Annotated in this window: 25 protein-coding genes; 9 read left to right on the top strand and 16 right to left on the bottom strand. The window is 58.8% G+C overall.

Annotated elements, in window-relative coordinates; genetic code table 11:
• From PSJ8397_RS05825 to cysG, 6 genes are read left to right on the top strand one after another with little or no spacing between them, the layout of a single operon-like run.
• A complete protein-coding gene (locus PSJ8397_RS05825) occupies window positions 1–1659 on the top strand; it encodes an ABC transporter ATP-binding protein (RefSeq protein ID WP_200811287.1) in 1659 nt (552 codons plus the stop codon).
• Window positions 1660–1664: 5 nt separating this feature from the next.
• Complete coding sequence (nirB, locus tag PSJ8397_RS05830) at window positions 1665–4091, top strand: nitrite reductase large subunit NirB (protein WP_085863658.1); 2427 nt, start codon at window positions 1665–1667, stop codon at window positions 4089–4091.
• Entirely contained in the window at window positions 4088–4435 is a 348-nt protein-coding gene (gene nirD, locus PSJ8397_RS05835; RefSeq protein WP_085863659.1) for a nitrite reductase small subunit NirD, read from the top strand. Before nirB ends, nirD begins: the two co-directional genes overlap by 4 nt.
• Entirely contained in the window at window positions 4432–7008 is a 2577-nt protein-coding gene (locus PSJ8397_RS05840) for a nitrate reductase (RefSeq protein WP_085863660.1), read from the top strand. The genes nirD and PSJ8397_RS05840 overlap by 4 nt, the downstream gene beginning before the upstream one ends.
• Window positions 7005–7940, top strand: coding sequence for a glycosyl transferase family protein (locus tag PSJ8397_RS05845; protein ID WP_085863661.1), 936 nt, complete (start codon window positions 7005–7007; stop codon window positions 7938–7940). Before PSJ8397_RS05840 ends, PSJ8397_RS05845 begins: the two co-directional genes overlap by 4 nt.
• Window positions 7937–9334 carry a siroheme synthase CysG gene (gene cysG, locus PSJ8397_RS05850; protein ID WP_085863662.1) on the top strand — a complete coding sequence of 466 codons (1398 nt, stop codon included), beginning with the start codon at window positions 7937–7939 and terminating at the stop codon, window positions 9332–9334. Before PSJ8397_RS05845 ends, cysG begins: the two co-directional genes overlap by 4 nt.
• Window positions 9335–9677: 343 nt before the next feature.
• On the opposite strand, the gene rplP is transcribed toward cysG, so the two are convergent.
• From rplP to rpsJ, 10 genes are all read right to left on the bottom strand, one after another.
• Window positions 9678–10091 carry a 50S ribosomal protein L16 gene (rplP, locus tag PSJ8397_RS05860; RefSeq protein ID WP_085863664.1) on the bottom strand — a complete coding sequence of 138 codons (414 nt, stop codon included), beginning with the start codon at window positions 10089–10091 and terminating at the stop codon, window positions 9678–9680.
• A gap of 12 nt (window positions 10092–10103) precedes the next feature.
• Window positions 10104–10817 carry a 30S ribosomal protein S3 gene (gene rpsC, locus PSJ8397_RS05865; RefSeq protein ID WP_085863665.1) on the bottom strand — a complete coding sequence of 238 codons (714 nt, stop codon included), beginning with the start codon at window positions 10815–10817 and terminating at the stop codon, window positions 10104–10106.
• The gene (gene rplV / locus PSJ8397_RS05870; RefSeq protein ID WP_085863666.1) at window positions 10817–11197 is read right to left on the bottom strand and encodes a 50S ribosomal protein L22; all 381 of its coding nucleotides are present in this window, start codon (window positions 11195–11197) and stop codon (window positions 10817–10819) included. Before rplV ends, rpsC begins: the two co-directional genes overlap by 1 nt.
• Before the next feature lie 3 nt (window positions 11198–11200).
• On the bottom strand, window positions 11201–11479 hold the full coding sequence (gene rpsS, locus PSJ8397_RS05875) for a 30S ribosomal protein S19 (protein ID WP_085863667.1): 279 nt from the start codon (window positions 11477–11479) through the stop codon (window positions 11201–11203).
• Between the two features lie 2 nt (window positions 11480–11481).
• Complete coding sequence (gene rplB / locus PSJ8397_RS05880) at window positions 11482–12324, bottom strand: 50S ribosomal protein L2 (RefSeq protein ID WP_085863668.1); 843 nt, start codon at window positions 12322–12324, stop codon at window positions 11482–11484.
• A 617-nt stretch (window positions 12325–12941) separates the two neighbouring features.
• Window positions 12942–13511: a Panacea domain-containing protein gene (locus PSJ8397_RS05885; RefSeq protein WP_085863669.1), complete on the bottom strand. Its 570-nt coding sequence runs from the start codon at window positions 13509–13511 to the stop codon at window positions 12942–12944.
• 168 nt (window positions 13512–13679) lie between these two features.
• A complete protein-coding gene (locus PSJ8397_RS05890) occupies window positions 13680–13976 on the bottom strand; it encodes a 50S ribosomal protein L23 (protein ID WP_085863670.1) in 297 nt (98 codons plus the stop codon).
• Window positions 13973–14590, bottom strand: a complete 618-nt coding sequence (gene rplD, locus PSJ8397_RS05895) for a 50S ribosomal protein L4 (protein ID WP_085863671.1) — start codon at window positions 14588–14590, stop codon at window positions 13973–13975. The genes PSJ8397_RS05890 and rplD overlap by 4 nt, the downstream gene beginning before the upstream one ends.
• Window positions 14580–15452 (bottom strand): 50S ribosomal protein L3, encoded by an 873-nt coding sequence (rplC, locus tag PSJ8397_RS05900; protein WP_085863672.1) that lies wholly within the window; start codon window positions 15450–15452, stop codon window positions 14580–14582. Before rplC ends, rplD begins: the two co-directional genes overlap by 11 nt.
• Window positions 15453–15464: 12 nt before the next feature.
• Entirely contained in the window at window positions 15465–15779 is a 315-nt protein-coding gene (gene rpsJ / locus PSJ8397_RS05905; RefSeq protein WP_085863673.1) for a 30S ribosomal protein S10, read from the bottom strand.
• A 286-nt stretch (window positions 15780–16065) separates the two neighbouring features.
• Between rpsJ and PSJ8397_RS05910 the strand changes: the two genes are divergently transcribed.
• Complete coding sequence (locus PSJ8397_RS05910) at window positions 16066–16956, top strand: diguanylate cyclase (RefSeq protein WP_200811288.1); 891 nt, start codon at window positions 16066–16068, stop codon at window positions 16954–16956.
• A gap of 57 nt (window positions 16957–17013) precedes the next feature.
• On the opposite strand, the gene PSJ8397_RS05915 is transcribed toward PSJ8397_RS05910, so the two are convergent.
• The 6 genes from PSJ8397_RS05915 to PSJ8397_RS05940 all read right to left on the bottom strand — a co-directional run bounded on the left by PSJ8397_RS05915 (window position 17014) and on the right by PSJ8397_RS05940 (window position 22889).
• A complete protein-coding gene (locus PSJ8397_RS05915) occupies window positions 17014–17217 on the bottom strand; it encodes a hypothetical protein (RefSeq protein WP_143515383.1) in 204 nt (67 codons plus the stop codon).
• 259 nt (window positions 17218–17476) lie between these two features.
• Complete coding sequence (tuf, locus tag PSJ8397_RS05920; protein WP_085863675.1) at window positions 17477–18652, bottom strand: elongation factor Tu; 1176 nt, start codon at window positions 18650–18652, stop codon at window positions 17477–17479.
• A 69-nt stretch (window positions 18653–18721) separates the two neighbouring features.
• The gene (gene fusA, locus PSJ8397_RS05925) at window positions 18722–20839 is read right to left on the bottom strand and encodes an elongation factor G (protein ID WP_085863676.1); all 2118 of its coding nucleotides are present in this window, start codon (window positions 20837–20839) and stop codon (window positions 18722–18724) included.
• A 15-nt stretch (window positions 20840–20854) separates the two neighbouring features.
• Entirely contained in the window at window positions 20855–21325 is a 471-nt protein-coding gene (rpsG, locus tag PSJ8397_RS05930) for a 30S ribosomal protein S7 (RefSeq protein ID WP_085863677.1), read from the bottom strand.
• A gap of 12 nt (window positions 21326–21337) precedes the next feature.
• Window positions 21338–21709, bottom strand: coding sequence for a 30S ribosomal protein S12 (gene rpsL / locus PSJ8397_RS05935; protein WP_024809820.1), 372 nt, complete (start codon window positions 21707–21709; stop codon window positions 21338–21340).
• A gap of 268 nt (window positions 21710–21977) precedes the next feature.
• Window positions 21978–22889 (bottom strand): DMT family transporter, encoded by a 912-nt coding sequence (locus PSJ8397_RS05940; protein WP_085863678.1) that lies wholly within the window; start codon window positions 22887–22889, stop codon window positions 21978–21980.
• A 309-nt stretch (window positions 22890–23198) separates the two neighbouring features.
• Between PSJ8397_RS05940 and PSJ8397_RS17175 the strand changes: the two genes are divergently transcribed.
• Both PSJ8397_RS17175 and PSJ8397_RS17180 read left to right on the top strand, forming a co-directional pair.
• Complete coding sequence (locus tag PSJ8397_RS17175; RefSeq protein ID WP_235000601.1) at window positions 23199–23567, top strand: glutathione S-transferase family protein; 369 nt, start codon at window positions 23199–23201, stop codon at window positions 23565–23567.
• Between the two features lie 57 nt (window positions 23568–23624).
• Window positions 23625–23834, top strand: a complete 210-nt coding sequence (locus tag PSJ8397_RS17180; RefSeq protein WP_235000644.1) for a glutathione S-transferase family protein — start codon at window positions 23625–23627, stop codon at window positions 23832–23834.
• Window positions 23835–23978 lie beyond the last annotated feature (144 nt).

Consider the following 23978-nt stretch of genomic DNA (forward strand, 5'->3'; position numbering starts at 1 on the left):
ATGAGCATTCTTCAATTCACCAACGTCTCGAAGAGCTATGGCGATACGCCGGTTTTGAAAGACATCAACCTTGATGTGGCAGAGGGCGAGTTTGTCGTTATCCTCGGCTTCTCGGGCACGGGTAAGACGACGCTGATCAATCTGATGGCGGGGCTTGAACACCCCACACGCGGCACGGTCAGCTTCAAGGGCTCTCCCGTTACGGAACCGGGCCGCGAACGGGGGGTCATTTTCCAAAGCTACTCGCTGATGCCTTGGCTGACGGTGCACGGCAATGTCGCGCTGGCCGTCGATACGATGTTCCCGGACATGTCCAAGGCTGAGAGGGCTGCAAAGGTCGCGCATTACGTCGATATGGTGGGCCTGTCCCACGCCGCCACCCGCCGCCCTGCTGAATTGTCCGGCGGGATGCGCCAGCGGGTCAACGTGGCCCGCGCGCTGGCGATGGACCCTGAGATGTTGTTGCTGGATGAGCCACTGTCTGCGCTTGATGCGCTTACACGTGCCAACCTTGCAGACGAAATCGAAGCGATCTGGGATGCCGACAAGAAAACCTGCGTGCTGATCACCAATGATGTGGACGAGGCGATTATTTTGGCCGACCGCATCATTGCTTTGAACCCCGACGGCACCTTGGGGGATGAATTCAAAGTCGACATCCCGCGTCCGCGCGACCGGGTGGCGATGAACACCAACCCCGATTTCAAGACCCTTCGCGCTGAGGTCACGAATTACCTGATGGATGTCGGCATCGCCGCGAAGGTTGAAGAAAGCCGTACGCTGCCCAAAGTCACGCCGATCCACAATGTCCCTGCGGCGGTGAAACAGGCGCAAGAGGGTGGCATTGATGAGAAATACCTGAATTTTTCCCAGCTTGATAAGGTCTATCCGACGCCCAAAGGCCCTCTCACGGTGGTCGAGAACTTTGATCTGAAGATCAACAAGGGTGAGTTTATTTCGCTTATCGGCCATTCTGGTTGTGGCAAATCCACGGTGCTGACGATGGCCGCGGGGCTGAACCCGATCAGCAAGGGCGCGATCCGGTTGGATGGTTGGAACGTCGAAGGCGCTGACCCTGAGCGCGCTGTGGTGTTTCAGTCGCCCAACTTGTTTCCCTGGCTGACGGCAAAGGAAAACGTGTCGATCGGGGTGGACAAGGTCTATCCCCGCGCGTCCCAGGCTGAACGTCAGGACGTGGTCGAATACTACCTTGAACGCGTTGGGCTTGCCGACAGCATGGACAAGGGCGCGGCTGATTTGTCCAACGGGATGAAACAACGTGTCGGGATCGCACGTGCCTTTGCCTTGTCGCCCAAGTTGTTGCTGCTTGATGAGCCCTTCGGGATGCTTGACAGCCTGACCCGGTGGGAATTGCAGGAAGTGCTGATGGAGGTTTGGTCGCGCACCAAGGTGACCGCCATTTGCGTCACCCACGATGTGGACGAAGCGATTTTGCTGGCGGATCGCGTTGTGATGATGACCAACGGACCGCAGGCGACCATCGGCAAGATTACTGATGTGAAGCTGCCGCGTCCCCGCACCCGCAAGGCGCTTCTGGAACATCCAGATTACTACGCCTACCGGCAAGAAGTCCTCGATTTCCTGGAGGAATATGAGCACGGCGCCAAACCGAAACCCAAAGCCATCGCAGCGGAGTGACCGAGATGACCCAGAAACTGATCGTGATCGGCGCAGGCATGGCCACAGGCCGGATGCTTGAGGCGCTGGTCGAGGCGAAGGCAGATTACCACATCACTCTCATCAACGGGGAGCCACGCGGCAACTACAACCGCATCATGCTGTCCCCCGTGTTGTCGGGTGAAAAAACCTATGCAGAGATCGTGACCCATGATGACGCATGGTATGCGGACAACGGCATCGCAACACGGTTTGGCTGTTTCGTGGACACCGTGGACCGCGCCGCCAAAACCGTGACGCTGACCACCGGCGAAACACTGGACTACGACAAATTGGTCTTCGGGACCGGGTCCACCCCCTTCATGATCCCCCTGCCCGGTCACGATCTGGACGGCGTCATCGCCTACCGCGATCTGGAAGACACCGAGAAAATGATGGGCCTTGGGCCAGACAATACCTGTGTCGTCATCGGTGGCGGCCTGTTGGGACTTGAGGCCGCTGCGGGCATGGCCGCGCGCGGGGTCGATGTGACCGTTGTGCACATCATGGGCCATCTGATGGAACGTCAGTTGGATGAGGCTGCGGGGTATCTGTTGCGCAAGGCGCTGATCGACAAGGGCATCACTGTCAAATGCTCGGCCAACTCTAAGGAGATTCTTGGTAAGGACGGTCACGTCCGCGCACTTTTGCTGGATGATGGCACTGAGCTGCCCTGTGATCTGTTGGTCATGGCTGTGGGCATCAGGCCCAATGTGAAGCTGGCGCAGGAGGCAGGATTGGCCGTAGGCCGTGGCATCCATGTGGATGACCAGATGCTGACGTCCGACGCCGATGTATTGGCCGTGGGCGAATGCGTTGAACATAACGGCGCGATCTTTGGCCTTGTCGCACCGCTGTATGACCAAGCCAAGGTGGCCGCGAAAACCCTGATGGGTGAAACGGATGCCTTCGTGCAAAAGGAGCTGTCCACCAAGCTGAAGGTCACGGGATGTGATCTGTTCAGTGCGGGTGATTTTGCCGATGGGGAGGGACGCGAGGATATCGTGTTCCGCGACCCGGCGCGCGGCGTCTATCGCCGGTTGGTGGTGCAGAACAACGTTGTCATCGGGGCCGTGATGTATGGTGACACCGCCGACAGCAACTGGTTCTTCGGCCTGATCCGCGACAAGACCGACATCGCGGACATGCGCGACACGCTGATCTTTGGCCCCGCCTATCAAGGGGGGACCCCCCTGGACCCTTTAGCAGCTGTTGCAGCCTTACCGCGTGACGCGGAGATCTGTGGCTGCAACGGTATCTGCAAAGGGCAAATCGAAGACGCCATCGCGGCGGGCGCCTCTGATCTGGGCGCGATCAAAGCCACGACCAAGGCCAGCGCGTCTTGTGGCACCTGCACGGGGCTGGTGGAACAAGTGTTGGCGGTGACACTGGGCGATGAGTTCGTGATCCCCGCTGCAGCCTCCATGTGCGGCTGCACAGATATGACCCACGAAGACGTGCGGCGCATGATCAAATCCCAGCGTCTGACGTCCATGCCTGCCGTCTGGCAGGAATGCGGCTGGAAAACGCCCGATGGGTGCCACGTCTGCCGCCCTGCGTTGAACTTCTATCTGCTGGCCGATTGGCCGCTGGAATACAAAGACGACCCGCAAAGCCGGTTCATCAACGAACGCAAACACGCCAACATCCAGAAGGACGGGACCTATAGCGTCGTGCCACGCATGTGGGGGGGGATCACCACCCCGAAAGAACTGCGCGCCATTGCTGACGCGGCGGATAAATACATGGTGCCCACGGTCAAGGTCACCGGCGGTCAACGCATCGACCTGTTGGGCGTGCGCGGCGAAGACCTGCCTGCGATCTGGAAAGACCTGAACGATGCGGGCATGGTGTCGGGCTATGCCTATTCCAAGGGGCTGCGGACCGTGAAAACCTGTGTCGGCACGGATCACTGCCGCTTTGGCACACAGGACAGTACCGGCCTTGGTATCAAGCTGGAACAGACGCTGCATGGGGCTTGGACGCCGCATAAGCTGAAACTCGGTGTGTCGGGCTGTCCGCGCAACTGTGCCGAGGCCACGTGCAAGGACATCGGTGTGGTTTGTGTCGACAGCGGCTATCAGATCAGCATCGGTGGGGCCGCTGGCATGGACGTCAAGGAAACCGAACTGCTGATGCAGGTCGGCACGGAAGACGACGCAATTCTGACCATCAAGGCGGTGACGCAGCTGTATCGTGAGAACGCAAAATACCTCGACCGGATTTACAAATGGATGGCCAAGGTGGGGCTTGAGTGGATCAAGGAACGGGTAGAGGCAGATCGCGACGCATTGGTTGAGAGGTTCGAACTCAGCCAGACGATTTATCGTCACGATCCTTGGGCCGATCACGTGGCAAAGCAGACCGAACGCTATCAGCCCCTTGCCAATCTTACCCTGGAGGCTGCGGAATGACCGACTGGATTGACATTGCCCCTTTGGACGACATCCCCCCGCGCGGTGCACGGATGATCAAAACCGCGCTGGGATGCGTCGCAGTGTTTCGGACGGCTGACGATGAGGTCTATGCCCTCGACAATGCCTGCCCGCACAAAGCGGGGCCTTTGGCGGAAGGGATCGTGCACGGCAAAGCGGTGACGTGCCCGCTGCACAACTGGGTGATTTCGCTGGAAACCGGCGAAGCGCAAGGTGCGGATGAAGGGCGCGTTGCGACCTATCCGGCGCGGGTGGATAACGGGCGCATCCTGCTGGATCGCGCGTTCCTGAAGGCCCGGCCCGCATCCGAGGCTGCTGCATGACCCTCACCCGCACCACATGTCCCTACTGCGGCGTGGGCTGCGGGGTTCTGGCTGGCGCTGACGGCACGATCAAGGGCGATCCTGATCATCCCGCCAATTTCGGGCGGCTGTGTTCCAAAGGAGCGGCCTTAGGGGAGACGATTGATCTGGACGGTCGGCTGCTGCATCCGAAGGTCAACGGCGTTCGCACAAACTGGGACAGCGCGCTTGATCTTGTAGCGTCAAACTTCAGCGCCGCGATTGCCGAACACGGGCCAGAAAGCGTGGCGTTTTATGCGTCCGGGCAATTGCTGACCGAGGATTATTACGTCGCCAACAAGCTCATGAAAGGGTTCATCGGGGCGGCAAACATGGACACGAATTCGCGGCTTTGCATGGCGTCGTCCGTTGCGGGGCACAAACGCGCGTTCGGGACCGACACTGTTCCGGGCACGTATCGAGACCTTGAAGAGGCCGATTTGATTGTCCTCGTTGGCTCCAACCTCGCGTGGTGTCATCCGGTCCTTTATCAACGGATTGCGGCGGCGAAAGAGGCGCGCCCCAACATGCGCATCGTCAATATCGACCCGCGCCGCACCGCCACGTCCGATCTGGCGGATCTGCACCTGAGCATTGCGCCCGACGGGGATGTTGCGCTGTTCAACGGCCTGCTTGCGCATCTGGCAGAGGCGGGCCGCATCGACGCCAACTATGCCACAGCGCATGTGAACGGATTGGCCGAGGCCGTCACGACGGCCAAGGATACCGATGTGGCCGACACCGGATTAAACGCGCCTGAGCTTGCCGCGTTTTTCGATCTTTGGGCGCGCACCGACAAAGTCGTCACGGTTTATTCCCAAGGTGTGAACCAATCCCAAAGCGGCACCGACAAGGTCAACGCCATCCTGAACTGTCACCTTGCGACGGGGCGGATTGGCAAACCCGGTTGCGGGCCATTTTCCGTGACAGGCCAACCCAATGCGATGGGCGGACGCGAGGTGGGCGGGCTGGCCAACATGCTCGCCAATCATCTGGACATCGCCGATCCGGACCACCGCGCCGCTGTGCAGGCGTTCTGGGACAGCCCGACGATCTGCACCACACCGGGGCTGAAGGCGGTTGATCTGTTTGCCGCCTGCGCGGCCGGCAAGATCAAGGCGCTTTGGATCATGTCCACAAACCCTGCCGTGTCCTTGCCGGACAGTGACGGCGTGGCAGCGGCGATTGCCAATGTGCCGTTTGTGGTCACGTCAGATATGCTTGAGGCGACGGATACCAATGACCTTGCCCATGTGCTGTTACCCGCCGCAGGCTGGGGGGAAAAAGACGGGACGGTCACGAATTCTGAGCGGCGCATTTCGCGCCAGCGGGCGTTTTTGGAAACACCCGGCGAGGCGCGCGCCGATTGGCGGATCATCAGCGATGTCGCGGCCCGCATGGGATTTGCTGACGCCTTCGCCTACCGGAAACCTGCCGACATCTTTGCCGAATATGTCGCATTGGACGCGGCGCTGTCCGCGTTCCCGCGCGATCTGGACCTAAGCATTTTTGCCGATGCCGACTATGCCAACCTGATCCCGACGCAATGGCCGCAGGACGATAAACGCTTTTTTGCGGACGGGCAGTTCTATCATCCAGATGGCAAGGCCCGCATGGTTCCGGTAACGTCGCCCGCGCTGTCGCAGCCGCGCTTTGCGCTGAATACGGGACGCAACCGCGACCAGTGGCACACGATGACCCGCACGGGAAAATCCGCCCGGTTGGGCGCGCATTTGGCGGAACCCTACCTGGAGATCAATCCGTGCGATGCCGTCGAGTTGGGGGCCGGCCCCGGTGCAATTCTAAAGGTTGAAAGCCCCTTCGGTTCGGCCCTGTTGCGCGCCTTGATCACGGATCGCGCGCCCCAAGGCCAGCTGTTCGCACCGATGCATTGGACCCGCCAACGCACCACAAGTGGCACGATCAACAGCCTGACCGCGCCGGACGTTGACCCCGTTTCGGGGCAACCGGCGCTGAAATCTGGCGGCGTGACTGCAACCGTCTTTGGTGCAACGTGGTATGGGTTTCTTGCGTGCCGCACGCGGCCTGTGCCGCGTACGCCCTATGCCGCCGTTGCGCGGACGGCAACGGGGTGGCAGGCGGAACTGGCCTCAGATCAGACCCCCGATGACTGGTGCGCCGAGGCGCAGGTGCTGGCGGATGTCATGGATGCGCAGATATCTGTACAGACGGATCGGGCCAGCGGCACGACCCGCGTGGCCCTGCATAGGGACGATGTGATTGAGGCCCTTTTGTTCGTTGCACCGCGTCCGGTTGTTGCAGCACGCAGCGCCGTTTGCGCATTGATTGGCACCGACACGCCGCCTCTTTTGGCCCTTGCTGGGCGTGGAGCGGCCGATTTGCCGGATCCAGGCCCGACCGTTTGTGCCTGCTTCAATGTGGGCCGTACGACGTTGCTGTCAGCCGTGGCGGGCGGGGCCAGAACCGTTATGGCACTGGGGGAGGTGACCTGCGCGGGCACGAATTGCGGATCATGCAAGCCCGAGCTTGCGGCATTGCTGGCGGCGGGATCCCTGCCGATGGCGGCTGAATGACCCTTGCGCCGTTTGTCCGCATTGTCGCCCGCGGCGCCGGGCGGGCACGGGCCCTGACCCTGGACGAGGCGCGCGACGCAATGGCGCTGATCCTGAACGGCAAGGCCGCACCGGAAGCCATCGGTGCCTTGCTGATGGTTCTGCGGTTGCGTGGAGAAACACCGGAAGAGATTGCAGGGTTCACGGCGGCCCTGCGCGCGCATGTATCTGGCGCGATACCTGCTGCAGACCTTGATTGGCCGTCTTATGCGGCAGGACGCAGTCGCGGTGCGCCGTTGTTTTTGTTGTCTGCCAGGTTGGTCGCGCAGGCAGGCTACCGTGTGTCATTGCACGGTTGGAATTCGCATCAATCCGCTGCGGCGTCGGTGCGCGCGGCCTTGGATCTTGCTGGACCGGACGTCGGCTACGCCCCTTTGGAAACGCTTTGTCCTGCGGCCTTTGATATGTTGGGCCTGCGCGACACGTTTGGACTGCGGTCCTGCATCAACACGGTGCTGCGCATGTGGAACCCGAGCGGGGCGCCCGTCAGCGTGCAAGGCGTGTTTCATCCCTCCTATCGCGGGTTGCAGGCCCGTGCGGCCGAGCGTCTTGGACAGCGCAATCTGGCGATCATCAAGGGCGGCGGCGGCGAGTTTGAACGCCATCCGTCCAAAGACATCTGTGTATTCGGCCTGCGTGACGGGGCCCACATCCAGACGCCCGCCCCTGCCGCGACCAACAACACCCGCCGCCTGCACGAAACGGGCCATGCGATTGACCTGTCAGCCTTGTGGCACGGCCATCTCAATGATGCGTTTGCCATTGCAACGGTCACCGGCACAGCAGGGCTGGCGCTTTATGCGCTCAAAGCAGCACCGACGGTTGAAAAGGCCGATAAACTGGCGCGTGCCCTTTGGGAGGCGCGCCACCAACCAGAAAGTCGTACCGCATGAAGACCTTTCCCATGTTCTTGCAAATGGCTGGCCGCCGCGTTGTGATCGTTGGGGGTGGCGAACAGGCCGCGCAAAAGACACGCCTGATGCTGAAGACACAGGCGCGGATTGAGGTGTTGGCGACGGACCTTGACCCTGAACTGGCCGATCTGGCCGCCGCAGGCCGTGTGATCCATCGCATCGGCCCGATCACGCCGCGTGTCTTTGCAGACACCGCGCTTGTTTTTGTGGCAACGGGCTGTCCGGGTCTGGACGCGGCGCTGCACGCGCTGGCGAAGGCCGCAGGCGCGACCGTGAACGTCGTGGACCAACCGCACCTGTGTGATGCGATTACACCGTCCATTGTGGACCGCGATCCGGTGGTCGTTGCCATTGGCACCGAAGGCACAGCGCCCGTGCTTGCTCGCCAAATCAAGACGAAACTGGAAGAAAGCCTTGAACCGCGTCTGGGTGATCTTGCTGCCCTTGCGGGTCGGATGCGTGTGGCAGCCGCCGCCCGACTTGCCCCGCGCGCACGGCGCGATCTGTGGCGCTGGGTGTTTAATGACACGCCGCGCCGCATGTTCGCCAGCGGGGCCGAGCGGGAGACCGCAAAGCGCATCAAGTCGGCCATTGAGACCGGCGATTTCGGCACATCCCAAGGCGGGAGTGTCAGCCTTGTGGGCGCAGGCCCGGGGGCCAAAGACCTCATCACCTTGCGCGGCGTGCAACGCCTGCAAGAGGCCGATGTGATCTACTACGACCGCCTGCTTGACCCTGAAATCCTGGAACTGGCCCGTCGCGACGCGGAGCGTATCTATGTCGGAAAGGCGCCGGGATGCCATTCGTGGCCGCAGGAAAAGATCACCCAAACGCTGGTGTCGGCCGCCAAACGCGGCCAACGCGTCGTGCGTCTCAAATGCGGTGATCCGGGGATTTTTGGACGCAGCAGCGAGGAAACCGATGCGCTGACCGCAGCGGGCATCCCGTTCGAGATCGTCCCCGGCGTCACTGCGGCCTGCGCGGCTGCAGCAAGTGCAGGGCAAAGCTTAACTGACCGCGAAGGCGTGGACACGCTGGTTCTGTCGACCGGACACCGTACGGATGGCTATGCTGTCCCAGATGCCATCGCCGAAATCCGCCCCGGAACCTGCGTGGCCCTATACATGGCGGTCGGTGCGGCCGAACGCATTGTACACCGTCTGAGCACGCAACATCCAGACGTTCAGTTTGACGTGCAAATTGCCTGCAAGGCGCAACGGACGGGTGAAGTCCTGCTTGACTGTCCGCTTGAGGATTTGCCGAAGACGCTGACGGAAAATGAAATTCTCGGGGAAACGATCATCTTCCTGCGCTGGCCGCGTGGACAAAAGGCGACCGAAGACCGGACCAGACAGTTCGGTGCGGTGTCTTAGGGGGCAACCAAACGGAACAGGTCTATTTGTCTTCGTCAGGATGACGGACACCCGTGGATGCACGCGGTCCACTTGGACCAGATCCGAGACGTTGATTTTTATATGGCCACAGCCACGCCATTTGCTGTCGATTGCCACGTTTCCCAAAGCCAATTCGCGGCCCCAACAGCGTGGTCCAGACCATGTTCGGATCGCCAATTCCGCAATGCGTTCAAAGCCGACGTTTCCTACAAAAGAAACCCCCCGCCGATGTTTCGACGGGGGGCTTGATTTTGACGGGGCGCGCTTTCATCGCTTCTGCGAAACGATGGCCACGCACGTGGCGATTTTCACGTTGTGAAAATCACCAGTCTTCGCGGACCACGGTGCGGGTTTTGAGAGGAAGTTTCATCGCAGCAAGGCGCAGGGCCTCACGGGCGATGTCTTCGTTCACGCCGTCGATCTCAAACATGATGCGGCCAGGTTTGACCTTGCATGCCCAACGATCCACGGAGCCCTTACCTTTACCCATACGAACTTCGATGGGCTTGGCGGTGATCGGGGTGTCCGGGAAGATGCGGATCCAAACACGGCCCTGACGTTTCATATGACGCGTCATGGCACGACGTGCAGCTTCGATCTGACGTGCTGTCACACGCTCTGGCTGGGTCGCTTTGAGGCCGTATGTGCCGAAGTTCAGATCGGAGCCGCCTTTGGCTTCGCCCTTGATCCGGCCTTTGTGCATCTTGCGGAATTTAGTGCGCTTTGGCTGAAGCATTGTTCAAACCTCCTAGCGGTCACGGCCCGGACGGGCGCCACGTGGGGCAGGACCATCCTGAAGCTCTTGTTGACGGCGGTCACGTGCAGCTGGATCGTGTTCCATGATCTCGCCTTTGAAGATCCATGTTTTGATCCCGATGATGCCATAAGGCGTCATCGCTTCAACGTGGGCGTAGTCGATGTCGGCACGCAGGGTGTGCAAAGGCACGCGGCCTTCACGGTACCATTCAGTCCGCGCGATCTCGGCACCGCCAAGACGACCCGCGAGGTTCACACGAATACCCAAGGCACCCATGCGCATCGCGTTTTGCACCGCACGCTTCATGGCGCGACGGAAGGACACACGACGTTCCAGCTGCTGCGCGATGGATTCACCCACGAGGGCTGCGTCCAGCTCAGGCTTGCGGACCTCAACGATGTTGAGGTGCAGTTCGCTGTCGGTCATTGCAGCAAGTTTCTTGCGGAGCGTTTCGATGTCCGCGCCTTTCTTGCCGATGATCACGCCAGGACGTGCAGTGTGGATGGTCACGCGGCACTTTTTGTGCGGACGTTCGATGATGACACGGCTGACGCCGGCCTGCTTGCACTCTTTCTTGATGAAGTCCTTGATCTTCAGGTCTTCGAGAAGGAGGTCACCGTAATCCTTGGTGTCGGCGTACCAGCGGCTGTCCCAGGTGCGGTTGACCTGAAGACGCATGCCGACGGGGTTTACTTTGTTACCCATTATGCTTGCTCCTCAACTTGGCGCACTTTGATGGTCAGCTCTGCAAAGGGCTTGATGATTTTGCCAAAACGGCCACGGGCGCGTGGGCGACCGCGTTTCATCGTCAAGTTTTTGCCCACGAAGGCCTCTGCGACGATGAGTTCATCGACGTCGAGGTTGTGGTTGTTCTCGGCGTTGGCGATCGCAGACTGAAGGCATTTCTTCACGTCCTGCGCGATGCGCTTTTTGGAGAACGTCAGATCGACCAGAGCCTTGTCCACGGATTTCCCACGGATCATCTGGGCGACGAGGTTCAGTTTCTGCGGGGATGTGCGAAGCATGCGCGTTTTCGCCATTGCTTCGTTGTCAGCCACGCGGCGGGGATTTTTATCCTTGCTCATGACTTACTTCCGCTTCGCTTTTTTATCAGCCGCATGGCCATAATAGGTGCGGGTCGGGCTGTATTCGCCGAACTTCTGACCGATCATGTCTTCGGTGATGGAGACTGGGATGTGCTTCCGGCCGTTGTAGACGCCAAACGTCAGACCAACGAACTGGGGCAGGATGGTGGAACGGCGGGACCAGATTTTGATCACGTCGTTGCGGCCGCTTTCTTTGGCAGCTTCGGCTTTCTTGAGCACGTAGCTGTCCACGAAGGGACCTTTCCAGACGGAGCGAGCCATAGTTAACGACCCTTCTTCTTGGCGTGCCGGGACCGGACGATAAGCCGGCTGGACGCTTTGTTCTTGTTACGTGTCTTGGCGCCCTTCGTGGGCTTACCCCAAGGTGTCACAGGGTGACGACCACCAGATGTCCGGCCTTCACCACCACCGTGTGGGTGGTCGATCGGGTTCATGACAACACCACGGACAGACGGACGAATGCCCTTGTGGCGCATGCGGCCCGCTTTACCGTAGTTCTGGTTGGAGTTGTCGGGGTTGGACACAGCACCAACGGTGGCCATGCATTCCTGACGGACAAGACGCAGTTCACCAGAGCTGAGACGGATCTGGGCATAACCCCCGTCGCGGCCCACGAACTGTGCGTAGGTGCCAGCAGCACGGGCGATCTGACCGCCTTTGCCGGGCTTCATTTCGATGTTGTGAACAATCGTACCGATGGGCATGCCAGAGAACGGCATTGTGTTGCCTGGCTTGATGTCTGCCTTGGCGGCGGAAATCACCTTGTCACCAACGCCGAGGCGCTGCGGGGCAAGGATGTAGGCCTGTTCACCGTCTGTGTACTGGACCAGAGCGATAAAGGCGGTGCGGTTGGGGTCATATTCAATGCGTACGACGGTCGCTTCGACGTCCATCTTGTTGCGCTTGAAATCTACGATCCGGTAGAGACGCTTTGCGCCACCACCACGACGACGTGATGTAATCCGTCCGGTGTTGTTCCGACCGCCCGACTTGGTCAAACCCTCAGTGAGGGATTTGACAGGACGTCCTTTCCAAAGCTCCGAACGGTCGATCAGCACCAGCCCACGCTGGCCCGGCGTCGTCGGTTTATACGACTTGAGTGCCATGTTAGCTTCTTCCGTTTGCTTGGCGGCCCCAACGGGTGGGGCCTATATGGTTGAGGCCCCCGTAGGTGCCCAATTTAGATGCCTTTTGCGCGCAGCTGTGCAACGCGCGAGACAACGACGAAGCCCCAGACGAATCTGGGGCTGAGCCGATGGGGTCTGATAGGGGGTGGGGTGGGGTTGGTCAAGGGGGTGAGGTGGATAGTCGACCACTAAGGCTTCATGGCAGGTAATCTACAACCAAAGTATGTTTTTATAAGTTGTGGTGTTTCAGGCGATTTGCAAACTCCGTTCGCAACCTTCAGAAAGACCTGGGCATTCATATCGGTTTTTGGGACGAAAATTTTCCGAGCTATACCAGTCTCTAAAGCTGATGCGGGTCGGACCTGAGCAAAGCGGTAAGCAACATATGATTTAGGCTTAGAAAGCCAAGGATGTTCGTGCGGAAGCAAGATGCAGGTAGGATCGCACTTGTCAGTCACGAATTCCGTAATGGATACAATCAGATTATTCCCATCCGCATCGGTATCGTTGCACACAACATGTAAATGCATCCTATCAGGGTCACGTCGAGGGCCAGATGGTATCAGCAAGGTTCCAGCCCTGTAGACACTCACTATTTACACCAGCCGATCAAAAAGTGCATTCATTCTCTTCTCGTCCTGGAGGCGGTCAACATGGGCTTGCGGATTAGTTACACCGACGTTTTGCATTATCCGACGCAGCGGAATTACTTTCGATGACTTTCCTGGATCCTCCCATTCGGGAAGATTTTTGGGATCATGTGTCCAGTCAACCAAATCCCAAGTTTGGTAGGATCCAAATTCGTCCCAAATAGCTTCTAAGGCCGTCAAATCAGCCTCACTCAGCTCATCAAGATCACTGATAGATAAATCCCGCCGCGATAGAGACACTCGGTTGTTTTCAACAGACTCAAGAAACTCCAACCACGGAGCCTTCTCGTGGTCTCGAACCTCACCTTTGAGGTAGTTATAAGTAGTAGAGTTTACAGGACCATGCTCCATGGAAACGCGTGTTTCACTTTGGATTGGGAAACCATAGCGAGAGATACTTTCCCGATCAGCAAGGTAAACCAACTTGATCGCTTTGAGCATATCAAGCGCAACTCTACCGTTCTTCAAAGCGAAGAAAGCTATCGTTTGAGCCGCTTTTCTCGGGTTGTAAGACATATTTGCCAGGGTTTCTGATTTGGGACAGTGCTTATCGAATCAATTATATTGTGATTGAGATAGTGTTGCGCAACAAAATGCAAGAAATATGACGAGAGTCGCAAATTGTGGCGAAAGCCCCCGCTTTTCAGCGAGGGCCTCCTAAGATCAACGTCAACGCGCCAACCCTTACAGGCCAGTGCTCACGTCGATCGTGTTGCCTTCTTCCAGCGTCACGTAGGCTTTCTTCACGTCTTTGCGCGTGCCCAACCGGCCGCGGAAGCGTTTGTTTTTGCCTTTGGTGATCGTGGTGTTCACAGCCTTCACCTTCACACCAAAGAGAGCCTCAACGGCTTCCTTGATCTGCGGCTTGTTGCTGTCGATGGCCACTTCGAACACAACTGCATTGGCTTCAGAGGCCATGGTTGCCTTCTCGGTGATCACCGGCTTGCGGATCACGTCGTAATGTTCTGCCTTGGCGTTCATTTCAAACGAGCCTCCAGTGCTTCGACGCCTGCTTTGGTCAACACAAGCGTGTCGGAGCGCAGGATGTCGTAGACGTTGGCACCCATGGAGGGCAGCACGTCCAGGGTTTCGATGTTGCGCGCGGCGCGGGCAAAATCTTCGTTCACGGCGGCGTCGATCACCAGGGCACGCTTCCAACCCAATGCGTTGACCGCTTTGGCCAGTGCGTTGGTTTTCGCGTCCTTCATCGCGGCCTCGTCCAGGATCACCAGCTCACCTGCCGCTTGCTTGGCGGACAGCGCGTGGCGCAGGCCGAGTTTGCGGAACTTTTTGGTCAGCTCGTGGCCGTGGGACCGTGGTGTTGGGCCCTTGTAGATACCACCTTTGCGGAAGATCGGGGCAGAGCGCGCGCCGTGGCGTGCGCCGCCGGTGCCTTTCTGGCGATAGATCTTCTTGGTGGAATAGGACACCTCGGAGCGGGTCTTTACCTTGTGGGTGCCCTGCTGCGCGTTGTTGCGCTGCCAGCGGACCACACGGTGGAGGATGTCCACGCGAGGCTCAAGACCGAAGATGGCCTCGTCCAGATCGACGGAGCCAGCGGCCTTACCGTCCAGTTTGATTGCATCAGCTTTCATCGGATGTGTCTCCTTCAGCTGCGCCACCCTCTTCGGCCTTATCGGCTTCGATGGAGGCTTCGGCTTCTTTCAGCGCGGCTTCTTCTGCGGCGGCCTGTTCTTCAGCGGCGGCCTTTGCAGCGGCTTCCTCTTCTGCGGCAGCTTGTGCAGCAGCTTCGTCAGCCAAACGCTGGGCTTCACGGGCGGCAGAGGCCAGAGCAGCAGGGTAGATCACATTCTCAGGTGTCGGCTTTTTGACCGCATCCTTGATTGTGACCCAACCGCCTTTGGACCCGGGCACAGCGCCCTTGACCATGATCAGGCCACGATCCGTGTCGGTCTTGACGACCTGCAGGTTCTGCGTGGTGACCTTGGCGGCGCCCATGTGACCGGCCATTTTCTTGCCTTTGAACACCTTGCCGGGGTCCTGACACTGACCGGTGGAGCCGTGCGAACGGTGCGAGATGGACACACCGTGTGTCGCCCGCAGACCGCCGAAGTTGTGCCGTTTCATGGCACCGGCGAAGCCCTTACCGATCGACGTGCCGGACACGTCAACGAACTGACCTTCGAAGTAGTGAGACGCGATGATCTCTTCGCCCACTTCGATCAGGTTTTCTTCTGCAACGCGGAACTCAGCGACCTTGCGCTTGGGCTCAACCTTCGCCTTGGCGAAGTGGCCGCGCATGGGGGCGGAGGTGCGTTTGGCTTTGGCCGTACCGGCACCCAGCTGAACCGCGACGTAACCGTCGGTGTCCAGGGTGCGTTGTGCCACAACCTGCAGATTGTCGAGTTGAAGAACGGTCACAGGGATCTGCTTACCGTCCTCTTGGAAAAGACGGGTCATGCCCACCTTTTTTGCGATTACACCAGAGCGCAACATCAGTAGCCCTCCTTAAACCTTGATCTCGACGTCAACACCGGCAGCCAGGTCGAGCTTCATCAGCGCGTCCACGGTCTGGGGTGTCGGGTCGACGATATCCAGAAGACGCTTGTGCGTGCGGATTTCGAACTGATCACGGGATTTCTTGTCAATGTGGGGTCCACGCAGAACGGTGAACTTTTCGATCTTGTTTGGAAGCGGGATCGGCCCCCGAACAGATGCACCCGTGCGCTTGGCAGTATTGACGATCTCTTGTGTGGACGCATCCAGCACGCGGTAGTCAAATGCCTTCAGGCGGATGCGGATGTTTTGGCTAGCAACGGCCATGTCATCACCCTTTACCTTAGGGTTCTTAACGGAGAGGAAGATGGCGGCTCATCCGGCACCCTCATCGCGTATTTTGTCCAATATAAAAAGGCGCGTAGAATCGCGCCTCTTGGATGGGTGGCTTTTAGGGGGACTTCGCCCATGGGGCAAGCGTATTCTTGTGTTTTGGCCCCAAGGATCCCGGCGCGTGGGTTAAGGGGTGCCCCACCGCATCGCGCCGACATTAATATCTTGTTCAGTCTTCCTTGTTAGCACCAAGACGGGGGCGATCGAAACGGATCGTAAGATGAACATTGATACCTTTATGGCAGGGCGCACGGACGCTGACGTTCTGAGCATTTTGCCGACCGCGCCTCTGTCGCAGGTGGCAGAGACCTTAACAAGCCACGGGATAGGCGCCCTAGTGGTGCTTGATGATTTTGGCAACCTTGTCGGCATTGTTTCGGAACGCGACCTGATACCGGTATTTGCCCGTGCAGACGCCATGGCCTTTGACGATCCTGTGTCGTCGATCATGACGAAAAATGTGGTCACCTGTACGGTCGAGGATGAGGTGGGGTATGTGCTGCGGCTGATGACGACAAACAACATTCGCCACATTCCCGTCAAGCGGGGCGGCGTCCTGCGGGGGATGATCAGCATCAGGGAACTGTCGCGCGCCTATGATATGCTGATGCATCAGGCCAATACGGATCCATTGACCGAGCTGTCGAACAGACGGCCATTTCTAAAGAACCTCAAAACCGAATTTGCGCGCGCGCGGCGCACCCAGCGCCCACTGTCGGTCGCCATGATCGATCTGGACCATTTCAAACAAGTGAACGACACCTATGGCCATGCTGCGGGCGACGCGGTGCTTCGGGCTGTTTCGGATGCCTTGATTTTGGAGTTTCGGTCAATCGATCTGGTGGGACGTTTGGGTGGGGAGGAGTTTGCCGTGATCTTTCCGGAAACCGATCTGTCCGGGGCTTTTACGGCCTGCGAACGATTGCGCGATGTCGTGGCATCGACCCCGGTTGAGGTGGACGATTTGCTGATCAATGTCACCGCCAGCATCGGGATCGCAACCCTGCAGGAGGAGTCTGAAAATGGGATGGCCCTTTTGGAAGAAGCCGACGCGCGTTTGTTGGCCGCGAAATCCGCTGGGCGAAATCGGGTTCTCTCAAAGGCCGCTTAACTTAGTCTACGATAACCGCACGGTCTGACCGTCAAAAGGCGACGGCAGCGCACCGTCTTATTTGGGTTTCACAACGCGGCTGACTTCATTCCCGTCAGGATCAATCTTGGTGATCGTACGTGGTCCGTCTTGCATATGCATTCCGGGCGCCCAACGATGAGACGCATATTGTTCGATCGTCTTAGAGCCGTCGCTGTGCTCAAAAACACGGTCTGTGCTGCCGCGCCCAAGGCGATCGTAGTTGCGAGAGTACCTAGCCATTGCATCGTCCTCCATCGGTAAGTCAACCTTCGTTGACCCTAGGTCAATGCGCTTGATCCGTAAAGTGACGGCCCCGTGCGACGCCAATCGCATGTCTGGGCAAAGCCGCGTTCAAATGGTTTCAAACCTTCGAACCGCCATACAAAAAGGCCCCCGCTTTGGGCGGGGGCCTTTGGTATTGGTTAGACTTCATCGGCTCTCATCGAAACTGTGTTTCGACTGCCGCCGCTGCAGTCTCGTAACTTTGGCAAAGCCAGAATTACTCAATGATCTTAGACACAACACCAGCGCCGACGGTGCGGCCGCCTTCGCGGATGGCGAAGCGCAGGCCTTGCTCCATGGCGATCGGTGCGATCAGCTCAACGTCGAACTTCAGGTTGTCACCTGGCATCACCATTTCTGTGCCCTCGGGCAGGTTCACGGTGCCGGTCACGTCCGTCGTGCGGAAGTAGAACTGCGGACGGTAGTTCGCGAAGAACGGCGTGTGACGGCCACCTTCGTCCTTGGTCAGGATGTAGGCCTCGGCCTCGAACTTCGTGTGCGGCTGCACGGAACCTGGCTTACACAGAACCTGGCCACGCTCAACGCCGTCACGATCAACACCACGCAGAAGCGCACCGATGTTGTCGCCAGCCTCACCACGGTCCAGCAGCTTGCGGAACATTTCAACGCCTGTGCAGGTCGTTTTCGCAGTGTCGCGGATACCAACGATTTCGATTTCGTCGCCCACGTTGATCACGCCGCGCTCAACACGACCTGTCACAACCGTACCACGACCGGAGATCGAGAACACGTCCTCAACCGGCATCAGGAACGGCTGGTCCACAGCGCGCTCAGGCGTTGGGATGTATTCGTCCACAGCCGCCATCAGCTTACGGATAGCTTCTTCGCCGATCTCAGGGTTGTTGCCTTCCATCGCGGCCAGAGCGGAACCGGGGATGACAGGGATGTCGTCGCCTGGGTACTCATAGGAGGAGAGCAGTTCGCGGATTTCCATCTCGACCAGCTCAAGCAGCTCTTCGTCGTCGACCTGGTCAACCTTGTTCATGAAGACGACCATCTTCGGGATGCCAACCTGGCGACCCAGCAGGATGTGCTCACGCGTTTGGGGCATTGGGCCGTCAGCGGCGTTCACAACCAGGATTGCGCCGTCCATCTGGGCCGCACCGGTGATCATGTTCTTGACGTAGTCGGCGTGGCCGGGGCAGTCGACGTGGGCGTAGTGACGGCTGTCGGTCTCGTATTCCACGTGCGCGGTGGAGATCGTGATGCCGCGGGCTTTCTCTTCGGGCGCGCCGTCGATCTGGTCATACGCCTGGAAATCACCGAAATACTTCGTGATCGCGGCTGTCAACGTCGTCTTGCCGTGGTCAACGTGACCAATCGTGCCGATGTTTACGTGCGGTTTCGTGCGTTCAAACTTTTCCTTAGCCATGATGGCCTCCTTGAATGTGTTGTGTGAGACCTCGGGCCGCAGCCCGAGGTCACCTAAGCCGGGGCCGGCTTAGGCGAATTTCGCCTGGATCTCGTCAGAGATGTTGGATGGCACCGGATCGTAGTGGTCGAACTGCATGGTGAAGTTCGCGCGACCCGAAGACATCGAACGCAGGTTGTTGATGTAGCCGAACATGTTGGCCAGTGGCACGAAGGCGTCGATCGCGATGGCGTTGCCGCGCGTATCCTGACCCTGCACCTGACCGCGGCGGGACGTGAGATCACCGATGATGCCACCGGTGTATTCCTCAGGTGTCACCACCTCGACCTTCATGATGGGTTCCAACAGCTTGGCGCCGGCCTTTTTCATGCCTTCGCGCATACACATACGTGCTGCGATTTCGAACGCGAGGACCGAGGAGTCAACGTCGTGGAACTTACCGTCCAGAAGCTGCACCTTGAAGTCGATCACGGGGAAGCCAGCCAGAGGGCCGCTGTCCATGACGGACTGAATGCCCTTTTCAACACCTGGGATGTATTCCTTTGGAACCGCACCACCCACGATGAGGGATTCGAAGGAATAGCCTTCGCCCGGCTCTGTCGGCATGATGTTAAGCTTGACCTCACCGAACTGACCGGAGCCACCAGACTGTTTCTTGTGGGTGTAGGTGTGTTCAACCGCGTGACCAATGGTTTCACGGTAGGCCACCTGCGGTGCACCGATGTTGGCTTCGACCTTAAATTCACGCTTCAGACGGTCCACGAGGATGTCGAGGTGAAGTTCGCCCATGCCCTTCATGATGGTCTGACCGGATTCCAGATCAGTTTCCACGCGGAAGGACGGGTCTTCTGCGGCGAGGCGCTGCAGACCCATGGACATCTTCTCTTGGTCGGCCTTCGTCTTGGGCTCAACCGCGATCTCGATCACCGGATCGGGGAAGGTCATCGTTTCGAGGACCACCTGATCCTTGTCGTCCGACAGGGTGTCACCGGTTGTGGTGTCTTTCAGACCAGCCAGCGCGATGATGTCACCTGCGAATGCTTCGGTGATTTCATCCTGCTTGTTGGAGTGCATCATCACCATACGGCCGATGCGTTCCTTGCGGCCCTTCGTGGTGTTCATCAGCGTGTCGCCTTTGTTCAGCGTACCGGAATAGATCCGCGTGAACGTCAGCGTCCCCATGTAAGGGTCGTTCATGATTTTGAACGCAAGGCCGGAGAACGCCATGTTGTCGTCTGCACGACGGGCGATGTTACGGGTTTCTTCTTCGTCGCCGGGGGCAAAGCCCATGTAATCCACAACGTCCAGCGGGCTGGGCAGATAGTCGATCACAGCGTTAAGCAGCGGCTGAACACCTTTGTTCTTGAAAGCAGAGCCACCCAGAACAGGCACGAAGGACATAGACAGTGTGCCCTTGCGCAGCAGTTTGCGCAGGGTCGGCACGTCAGGTTCGTTGCCTTCGAGGTATTCCATCATGGCGTCGTCGTCCATTTCGACGGCGGCCTCGACCATTTTGCCACGCCATTCGTTGGCCATGTCCTGCAGCTCTGGGCGGATGTCTTTCTTGATCCAAGACGCGCCGAGGTCTTCGCCCTCGTACACCCATTCCTGCATTGTCACGAGATCAACCAGACCTTCGAGGTCGGATTCGGAGCCGATTGGCACACCAACGGGCACGGCGCGTGCGCCGGTGCGGTCTTCGATCTGTGCAACACAGTTGAAGAAGTCGGCGCCGATCTTGTCCATCTTGTTGACGAAGACGATGCGCGGAACCTTGTAGCGGTCAGCCTGACGCCACACGGTTTCTGTTTGTGGTTCAACACCAGCGTTGCCGTCGAGCACGCAGACCGCGCCGTCGAGAACAGCCAAGGAGCGTTCAACTTCGATGGTGAAGTCAACGTGTCCGGGGGTGTCAATGATGTTCATCCGGTGCTTGGGGCTGTCAGGGGTCTGACCGTCCTCAGTGCGTTCCCAGAATGTGGTTGTCGCAGCGGAAGTAATCGTGATCCCGCGTTCCTGTTCCTGCTCCATCCAGTCCATGGTGGCTGCACCATCGTGCACCTCACCGATGTTGTGGGATTTACCAGTGTAGAACAAGATCCGCTCGGAGCAGGTGGTTTTACCTGCATCGATGTGGGCCATGATGCCGAAGTTGCGATAAAGTTCGAGAGGGTATTCGCGTGCCATTGGGTCTGCTTCCTCTTACCAGCGGTAGTGGCTGAACGCTTTGTTCGCGTCGGCCATTTTATGGGTGTCTTCGCGCTTTTTGACAGCTGTGCCGCGGCCGTTGACGGCGTCGACAAGTTCACCTGCAAGGCGCTCTTCCATGGTTTTTTCGTTCCGGCCTTTGGCGGCTGCGATCAGCCAGCGGATGGCCAGAGCCTCACGGCGTTCGGGGCGCACTTCGACGGGCACCTGATAGGTGGCACCACCGACGCGGCGCGAGCGCACTTCGAGGTTGGGTTTGATGTTGTCGAGAGCTTCGTGGAAAACCTCAACAGGGGCTTTCTTCAGCTTGTCTTCAACGCGGTCAAAGGCGTTGTAGACGATGCGCTCAGCAACGGATTTCTTCCCGTCGATCATGAGGTTGTTCATGAACTTGGACAGGACTTTGTCACCAAATTTTGCATCGGGCAGAATCTGGCGTTTTTCAGCGGCGTGACGACGTGACATTTAATGATCCTCTTACTTAGGACGCTTCGCGCCGTACTTGGAGCGACGCTGTTTCCGGTCTTTGACGCCCTGGGTATCCAGAACACCGCGCAGGATGTGGTAACGCACACCGGGAAGGTCTTTCACACGACCGCCGCGGATCAGAACCACGGAGTGTTCCTGAAGGTTGTGGCTTTCACCCGGGATGTAGCTGATGACCTCAAAGCCATTTGTCAGGCGCACTTTGGCAACCTTACGCATAGCGGAGTTCGGCTTCTTCGGTGTCGTTGTATAGACACGTGTGCACACGCCGCGCTTTTGCGGGTTGCCTTCAAGGTGAAGCGATTTGGAGCGTTTTACTTTGGGCTGCCGCGGTTTGCGGATCAGCTGTTGAATCGTTGGCATTAGGCTGGTTTCCCTACTTCCTACACATGTGTTGCAGCACCGATCGCGCCGCGGTTTTCTAATTCTCGTGTGCATCTTGCGTCCAAAATGCACAAATGACCCGCTGTCGTAGCCTTACCGGAGCATACGGAGCGGTTGGGTATTCAGAGGATCGGACCAGCAGTAGGTCGGATCTTGACCACGACGATTATGATGCCTGACCAACGGGTGAACCCACGGCCAAGTTGCGCGCTCTCTACAGCGGTTGGGATGAGGTGTCAACAGCGCCTCAGCGCGGGCGCAGGCCTTTGGCAGAAAGGGCCGCGGTCTGTCGGCTGGCGCGTTCCCGGTAAAGGGTAAAGAGGCCAGTGGCCACGACGATTCCCGCGCCGATCATCGTCAGCCGGTCCGGCCATTCGTTGAACAGCACAAGGCCTAGAATCAGTGCCACCAGCAGTGATGTGTAGCGGAACGGGGCTACAAACCCGATGTCCCCTCCGCGCATGCCTGCGACAGCCGCCGTATACCCTGCCATCAGGCACAGCGCCGCGCCTGTGATCAACGCGCCCTCGCCCAAGCTGGGCACGACCCAGCGTTCCTGAAGGACCACTGACCCGAGCCCTGACAGCACCGTGACCCCAATGGCCGCCGCCAATGCCACACGGGTGGACGGAATGGTGGACGACAATTTTCGTGCCGCCAGATCGCGCAGGGTCACAGCCGCGACAGCCGCCAGCCCATAGAGAGAATAGACCGTGAAGCCATCCATGCCGGGGCGGATGATGATGGTGACCCCCACAAACCCAACGACAATCGCCGCAATCCGGCGCCAGCCCACGGCCTCGCCGAAAAAGAGCGCCGCGGCCAGGGTGACGGTCAGCGGCAGGGCCTGCAAGATCGCCGACAGATTGGCCAGCGGCATAGAATAGAGCGCGGTCAGGAAAAAGACGGTGCCCACCGCCTCAGCCGCCGTGCGCAGGGCGGTCAACTTCCGATCCTGCGGGGTGGTCCGATAGCGCAGATGTCCCATGGACCACGCCAAAACAAACAGGCCGCCCGTGATCAAACAGCCGCGCAAAAAGATCTGCTGAAAGAACGGCAGCCCCCCCGACGCAAGTTTCATCAGCGCATCGTTGACGGTGAAGGCCGTCATCGACACCATAATCAAGAGGGCCGCCCGTATGTTATCTGACACTGCCATGCTCCCGTGCTATCAGCGGGGCCCGCGGGTGGAAAGCACCCTGTCAAAGCCAACCGACATCGCGACCGAAGAAGTTCAGACAGACCTCTCATGGCGTCGAACACGGGGAGAATTTGTTCGTGGGCTCAGCGGGTTTCGCAACTGGATCGGACCGCAGGACACCCCGCCTGGCCCGACCGGTTCATCTGATTGTGGCCTTGAATTGCCCATGGTGTCACCGCGTGACAGTGGCACGATCTGTGCTTGGCCGGACTGACAGCATTACAATGGACCTGGCCATCCCCAACCACGAGGACAATCTGTGGACATTTGATCAGACACGGCCCGCATCCCTCACCGGCGCCTCTGCCCGACTGCACCTATGAGACGGGGATCGGCCAAGCCCATCGGTATGCCAAGGCAATCTATGAGGCCGAAGGGTCTGATGAAAAACCCCTCCCACACCTCTACGTCAAAACGACGAAACGGATCGTCACGAACGAAAGCGCAGATATTGTCCAGATGCTGTTCGCATATGGGGCAAAACTTGGCGGCAATGGGCTTGATCTTCACCCCGCAGCGCTGCGCCCCGAGGTCGACGCGCTTATCACGTCAATCTGCATCGCCATCAACAACGGGGCCTACAAAGCAGGTTTTTCTTCCGATCAATACGTCTATGCGGCGCCGTTTGAGACCTAATTTGAAGAACTGCACGCCCTCAATGACCCTTTGGCGGACGGCCGCCCCTATTTGACAGTGGACACCTTTACCGAAGCAGACTTGCGGCTCTTCCCGACGCTCTTTCGTCACGAGCCGGTCTACGATGTCCGCATGAAACTGAACGGCGCCCGCAGTCTGGATTATCCAAACCTGTGGCGATGGCTGTGCCGGGTCTATGCGGTGCCAGACGTAGCCGTGGCCTCCTCGCTGCTTCATTGCCGGCAAGGCTATTTTGGAACAAGATGATCCCGTTGGGCCCGACCCATCCAATGTCTTATCCGGACGCCTACCTGCACCCTGACCTCGCCCCATCATGATGCACCAAAATGGGCCCTTCATGGACGACGGAACAGCCCGTTTCTTTGGGTCAAAAAGACCTCGGGGGTGAGG

Origin of the sequence: Pseudooctadecabacter jejudonensis (assembly GCF_900172275.1) — a bacterium.
GTDB lineage: Bacteria > Pseudomonadota > Alphaproteobacteria > Rhodobacterales > Rhodobacteraceae > Octadecabacter > Octadecabacter jejudonensis.

Coding starts and splice junctions, on each gene's coding strand:
- PSJ8397_RS05840 (WP_085863660.1), top strand. CDS start 4,432: ATGACCCTCACCCGCACCACATGTCCCTACTGCGGCGTGGGCTGCGGG.
- PSJ8397_RS05910 (WP_200811288.1), top strand. CDS start 16,066: ATGAACATTGATACCTTTATGGCAGGGCGCACGGACGCTGACGTTCTG.
- PSJ8397_RS05845 (WP_085863661.1), top strand. CDS start 7,005: ATGACCCTTGCGCCGTTTGTCCGCATTGTCGCCCGCGGCGCCGGGCGG.
- tuf (WP_085863675.1), bottom strand. CDS start 18,652: ATGGCTAAGGAAAAGTTTGAACGCACGAAACCGCACGTAAACATCGGC.
- nirD (WP_085863659.1), top strand. CDS start 4,088: ATGACCGACTGGATTGACATTGCCCCTTTGGACGACATCCCCCCGCGC.
- rpsG (WP_085863677.1), bottom strand. CDS start 21,325: ATGTCACGTCGTCACGCCGCTGAAAAACGCCAGATTCTGCCCGATGCA.
- rplP (WP_085863664.1), bottom strand. CDS start 10,091: ATGCTTCAGCCAAAGCGCACTAAATTCCGCAAGATGCACAAAGGCCGG.
- nirB (WP_085863658.1), top strand. CDS start 1,665: ATGACCCAGAAACTGATCGTGATCGGCGCAGGCATGGCCACAGGCCGG.
- rplC (WP_085863672.1), bottom strand. CDS start 15,452: ATGTTGCGCTCTGGTGTAATCGCAAAAAAGGTGGGCATGACCCGTCTT.
- PSJ8397_RS05915 (WP_143515383.1), bottom strand. CDS start 17,217: ATGGCTAGGTACTCTCGCAACTACGATCGCCTTGGGCGCGGCAGCACA.
- rpsL (WP_024809820.1), bottom strand. CDS start 21,709: ATGCCAACGATTCAACAGCTGATCCGCAAACCGCGGCAGCCCAAAGTA.
- PSJ8397_RS05825 (WP_200811287.1), top strand. CDS start 1: ATGAGCATTCTTCAATTCACCAACGTCTCGAAGAGCTATGGCGATACG.
- rpsC (WP_085863665.1), bottom strand. CDS start 10,817: ATGGGTAACAAAGTAAACCCCGTCGGCATGCGTCTTCAGGTCAACCGC.
- rplD (WP_085863671.1), bottom strand. CDS start 14,590: ATGAAAGCTGATGCAATCAAACTGGACGGTAAGGCCGCTGGCTCCGTC.
- PSJ8397_RS05940 (WP_085863678.1), bottom strand. CDS start 22,889: ATGGCAGTGTCAGATAACATACGGGCGGCCCTCTTGATTATGGTGTCG.
- fusA (WP_085863676.1), bottom strand. CDS start 20,839: ATGGCACGCGAATACCCTCTCGAACTTTATCGCAACTTCGGCATCATG.
- rpsJ (WP_085863673.1), bottom strand. CDS start 15,779: ATGGCCGTTGCTAGCCAAAACATCCGCATCCGCCTGAAGGCATTTGAC.
- rplB (WP_085863668.1), bottom strand. CDS start 12,324: ATGGCACTCAAGTCGTATAAACCGACGACGCCGGGCCAGCGTGGGCTG.
- rpsS (WP_085863667.1), bottom strand. CDS start 11,479: ATGGCTCGCTCCGTCTGGAAAGGTCCCTTCGTGGACAGCTACGTGCTC.
- rplV (WP_085863666.1), bottom strand. CDS start 11,197: ATGAGCAAGGATAAAAATCCCCGCCGCGTGGCTGACAACGAAGCAATG.
- PSJ8397_RS05890 (WP_085863670.1), bottom strand. CDS start 13,976: ATGAACGCCAAGGCAGAACATTACGACGTGATCCGCAAGCCGGTGATC.
- PSJ8397_RS05885 (WP_085863669.1), bottom strand. CDS start 13,511: ATGTCTTACAACCCGAGAAAAGCGGCTCAAACGATAGCTTTCTTCGCT.
- cysG (WP_085863662.1), top strand. CDS start 7,937: ATGAAGACCTTTCCCATGTTCTTGCAAATGGCTGGCCGCCGCGTTGTG.